Source organism: Leptospira soteropolitanensis (assembly GCF_026151655.1).
Classification (GTDB): domain Bacteria; phylum Spirochaetota; class Leptospiria; order Leptospirales; family Leptospiraceae; genus Leptospira_A; species Leptospira_A soteropolitanensis.
In genome coordinates, this window is record NZ_JAMQPN010000026.1 from 1 (window position 1) to 4295 (window position 4295).

Annotated in this window: 7 protein-coding genes; all 7 read left to right on the forward strand. The window is 33.6% G+C overall.

Translation table 11 applies throughout. From position 1 onward, the window contains the following. The first annotated feature begins 13 nt into the window (after positions 1-13). Complete coding sequence (locus ND811_RS18820; protein WP_265353533.1) at positions 14-706, forward strand: hypothetical protein; 693 nt, start codon at positions 14-16, stop codon at positions 704-706. Positions 707-995: 289 nt separating this feature from the next. Continuing rightward, complete coding sequence (locus ND811_RS18825; protein WP_265353534.1) at positions 996-1286, forward strand: BrnT family toxin; 291 nt, start codon at positions 996-998, stop codon at positions 1284-1286. Next, positions 1252-1506 carry a CopG family transcriptional regulator gene (locus tag ND811_RS18830; RefSeq protein WP_265353535.1) on the forward strand — a complete coding sequence of 85 codons (255 nt, stop codon included), beginning with the start codon at positions 1252-1254 and terminating at the stop codon, positions 1504-1506. The genes ND811_RS18825 and ND811_RS18830 overlap by 35 nt, the downstream gene beginning before the upstream one ends. Positions 1507-1823: 317 nt before the next feature. Continuing rightward, positions 1824-2135 carry a type II toxin-antitoxin system MqsR family toxin gene (locus ND811_RS18835; RefSeq protein ID WP_265353536.1) on the forward strand — a complete coding sequence of 104 codons (312 nt, stop codon included), beginning with the start codon at positions 1824-1826 and terminating at the stop codon, positions 2133-2135. Continuing rightward, positions 2132-2521 carry a type II toxin-antitoxin system MqsA family antitoxin gene (locus ND811_RS18840; protein WP_265353537.1) on the forward strand — a complete coding sequence of 130 codons (390 nt, stop codon included), beginning with the start codon at positions 2132-2134 and terminating at the stop codon, positions 2519-2521. The genes ND811_RS18835 and ND811_RS18840 overlap by 4 nt, the downstream gene beginning before the upstream one ends. A gap of 202 nt (positions 2522-2723) precedes the next feature. Then, positions 2724-3383 (forward strand): hypothetical protein, encoded by a 660-nt coding sequence (locus ND811_RS18845; protein ID WP_265353538.1) that lies wholly within the window; start codon positions 2724-2726, stop codon positions 3381-3383. Then, the gene (locus ND811_RS18850) at positions 3384-4124 is read left to right on the forward strand and encodes an abortive infection family protein (protein ID WP_265353539.1); all 741 of its coding nucleotides are present in this window, start codon (positions 3384-3386) and stop codon (positions 4122-4124) included. The last annotated feature ends 171 nt before the right edge of the window (positions 4125-4295 follow it).

Consider the following 4295-nt stretch of genomic DNA (forward strand, 5'->3'; position numbering starts at 1 on the left):
TTGAAAAATAATTATGAAACCAATTAAAAAAGAAAAAGTTGAGAATACAAAATCAAAAGGATTAGATCAAATTAAAACTATTTTACTAAATAGAGGTAATCCTAGATTTCAAATGTTTGTAATCTTAAGTGCAACTTTCCTAAGTGCTACATTAAGTTCAATAGTATTACTAAATTTGGGAATTTCATTAATGTATATCCGATATCCGATTGCTATTTTTATAGGATATCTTTCTTTTTTTCTTTTTCTTCGTATTTGGGTTTTTTTTGCGTTTAAATCGATGAATTTACATCCAGATGAATCATTTAATCTTCTTAGAATTGACTCTAACAAGTTTAATAGTAGTAGTGATATTAATTTTTCATCTGCTCCTTATGATTTCCTCTTTGACCATGAACAAGCTTTTTTGATTAAACTGTTCCTTATTCTTACTCTCTCAATTTTAGTTATATTTGGCTATGTTATCTTCATTTCTCCAATATTTTTATCTGAACTAGTTTTTGAATCATTTGCATTGACATTTGTTTATAAAAAAATTAAAAACTACCAAAGAGTCGGTTGGTACGGCGTTGTTATCAAAAATACAATTGTACCTTTCTTAATACTACTTGCTATTTTTACTTTCATTGCTTTCATTATCCAATCCGCTCTACCAGAAATTAAAAGTATGGGTGATTTAATAAATTCTTTAAAAGCAAATAATTAGTAAATATCAAAAACTACGCATAACAGCGACTAACCGCTTCACTTCGGGACTTGCGCCCTCGTTCGGTCTCCGACACATAGGCTTTTGTCACTCCTCTTGCTTACGCAAGCGTCGCGCCAATCCCTAACGTCCCGTTGGGACTCAGGGCCAGCCTACGTCGGTTAGTCTAGTTCGTTATGCGCAAGCCAGAAAAAACTTTTAACAGAAACAAAAAAAAGGAAAAGAAAATACAAAAATACAGTCAAATATATGTATTGACATACATATCGAAATAAATCAAGATATGGGTGTGGGATTTGAATGGGATTCTAAGAAAAATCAAGAAAATTTAGATAAGCATGGTGTAGACTTTTATACAGCCCAACTAGCCTTTCTTGATGAAAAAAGAATCATTTCAAAAGATACTTTGCATTCGACCGAATCAGAAGAGCGTTTCTTTTGTTTTGGCCAAGTTCTTAATGGAATTTTAACAGTTCGGTTTACTTTAAGAGGAAAAAATATTAGAATCTATGGTGCTGGATTCTGGAGAGAGGGAAAAAAACTGTATGAAAAAGAAAACAAATTACACAAAAACTCCTAATGATATCGCGAAAGCTATCAATTCTTCTAGAATTATAAATGATTTTTTGCCCCCTCCTGATAAGCTAATTACGAAAGAGGATAATTCAAAAGTAACTATTTTATTGAGCAAAAAAAGTATCAGCTTTTTCAAAGCTCAATCAAAGAAATCTGGTGTTCCTTACCAATCTATGATCAAGAAGGTTTTGGATTTATATGCTGATAAATTTGCCCACAAGTAGATTAAATTTAGCTTTTAAACTAAAGAGAGAATAAAGTGCTATCACTTCAAATCTAGTATATAATCTGGCCTGCGCATAACAGCGGGGAAACGCTGCGCTTCGGCACTTACGGCCTCGCTTGGGCTACGCCACATTCCCTTTCTGTCACTCGCTCGCATACGCAAGCTACGTGCCAGTCCCTAACGTCCCGTTAACGGGACTCAGGGTCAGGGAACGTCGTCTCCCCTAGTTCGTTATGCGCAAGACCGTAAAAATTGACTAAAAATATAAACTTTTAACTGGTTGACACTGTCTACTAATTAAATATAATAGCAAATGTGGAAAAACGCATCTGTCATTATCCGTTAAAAAAGATTAAAGAACTGATAATGGAGGGAAAGTTTGCTATAACAAAAAATGCTCAAAAGACTGCTATTGAACAATTTGGATACGGTGAAACTGAAATTATTAATGAAGTTCTCAATTTACATAATTCTGACTTTTATAAATCAATGACTTCTCATAATAATCATTTGCTCTGGCACGATGTTTACAAAAAGGAAAGTAAGTATCATAAACTTTATATTAAAATCCAAATTTCAAACAGAAATACATTAATTATTTCTTTTAAAGGAGATGAAAGCATATGAAAGATAAAAAATGGATCGATTGTCCTGTCTGTGGTGAAACAAATTCTATGGTTTTCAAAACTGATGTCTCTGAAAATTTCAATGTTAAAGATTATGGAAACCTTAAAGTTAATAATCTAGAAGGTTACTATTGCAAAAATTGCAAAGACGGAATTCTTACACGTAAATCTCAAAATCACATTAACGCGGCAATTGCCGAATTTAAAGCTAAAAAAGATGCAGAGGTTACCGTAGCTGCAGATCTTATTAGTGTTGATGAAATGGCAAGAAAGTTAAAATTATCTCGCCAATCTATTCATAAAATGATGAACATTGGAAAAATCAGATATGTTTTCGTTGGCGATATACGATTGCCTTTAAAAAACCAAAAAGTCTCTCATAAATAACGGTCCAGCGCATAACAGCGGGGAAACGCTGCGCTTCGGCACTTACGGCCTCGCTTGGGCTACGCCACATTCCCTTTCTGGCATTCGCCTTGCTTACGCAAGCTACATGCCAGTCCCTAACGTCCCGTTGGGACTCAGGGTCAGGGAACGTCGTCTCCCCTAGTTCGTTAGTCGCAATGCATAAATTTTAAAAGAAAAGATCATGGAAATTGCAAAATTAATTTTAGAATTAATCTCAGTCCTAATATGGCCAATTATTACCCTAATAATTTTCTTTAATTTCAAGAATGAGTTTAAAAATATTTTAAGAAAAATTACCAAAGCAACGTTGCCAGGAGGAGTTGAAATTGACATAGATCAAAATATTAGAGAAAGTAAAGAACTCATACCTCTAGCTATAAAAGAGAGAAAAACACATCTTCAAAAAAATATTCCAAGAACCAAGCAAAAGCAAATAGAGAAAAACGAACTCCATTCAAAGATTCACAAAAACTTTGGACTAAAAGATCCTTCTTCGAATTTAAAAATAGTTTACTATCAGAAAATTGCCAAATCTGACCCAATTTTATCTTTAGCAAGTATCAGAATAGATCTGGAAATTATGATAAAAAACATTGCAAAACGCTATTCAATCATAATCAAACAGAATGATTCTCCGAATAAAATCGCACAATCACTACTCGAAAACTATAAAATCACTTCAAATCAATATAATATGATTAAACAACTGTTAAAAATATGTAATGCAGGTCTGCACGGACAAGAAGTCAGTAACGAACAAATAGAAGAAATTATTGAAATAACTAAAATTTTAATCGATGACTATAAATCTTGGCTTGATTGGGGATTTGCTAATACATAAATGAATTCAATCTTTGACAAAGCTTTACTTCTAAAAAATACTTTAATCACTATTGCAACAAATGACCAACTGGAATCAGGAGATTACAGTGAATTAAGAAAATTTTTCTACGATCATCCGGTAGCTAAAAATTTAATTCCAGAATATCTAAAAAGAAATAGAACTCAGCAAGATTTTTGGACATATATAAAAGCTGAAATTAGCGGCTATCAAAATAGGAGAATTTTCATAAATGAAAGTCTTCAACCGTTACTCGATTATTGTGAAAAATCTGATCAGATACCTTCGGATGAAATAATTAGTCATCGATTAGAAAATTTTGCAATGGATTATGTTCAAGAAATTTGGGACAAAGCTCTCTCAAGAAGATCATCTGACCCAGAAGGTGCTATAACGGCTTCAAGAACTTTAATTGAAACAATTTGTAAGCATATTTTAGATAAGCTAGAAATTAAATATAACGAGAAAATAGATTTACCTGAATTATATAAAATTACTGCTAAAAATTTGAATTTATCTCCCGAACTCCATAATGAAGAAATATTTAAGCAAATTCTAAGCGGCTGCGTCAGCATCGTAAACGGAATAGGGTCTCTTAGAAATAGAATAAGCGATGCACACGGTAAGAAAATCAACTATATAAAACCATCAGAAAGACATGCCACCTTCGTTGTAAATCTCAGTGGCACAATGGGAATGTTCTTAATAGAAACTTATTTAAACAAATTAAAAATACAATGATTACCATGCACTGCGACTAACAACGGCTTATCGCTTCGCCGCGGGATTCACTCCGTTCACCCTTGCTCGGGTTGCACCACATTGTCCTCCGTCACGCTTCTTGCTCCGCAAGAAGTCGCGCCGACGCTAACGCCTTCTTTGAAGGCTCAGCTACGGACAACGTCGATAAGC

Coding starts and splice junctions, on each gene's coding strand:
- ND811_RS18820 (WP_265353533.1), top strand. CDS start 14: ATGAAACCAATTAAAAAAGAAAAAGTTGAGAATACAAAATCAAAAGGA.
- ND811_RS18830 (WP_265353535.1), top strand. CDS start 1,252: ATGAAAAAGAAAACAAATTACACAAAAACTCCTAATGATATCGCGAAA.
- ND811_RS18840 (WP_265353537.1), top strand. CDS start 2,132: ATGAAAGATAAAAAATGGATCGATTGTCCTGTCTGTGGTGAAACAAAT.
- ND811_RS18845 (WP_265353538.1), top strand. CDS start 2,724: ATGGAAATTGCAAAATTAATTTTAGAATTAATCTCAGTCCTAATATGG.
- ND811_RS18850 (WP_265353539.1), top strand. CDS start 3,384: ATGAATTCAATCTTTGACAAAGCTTTACTTCTAAAAAATACTTTAATC.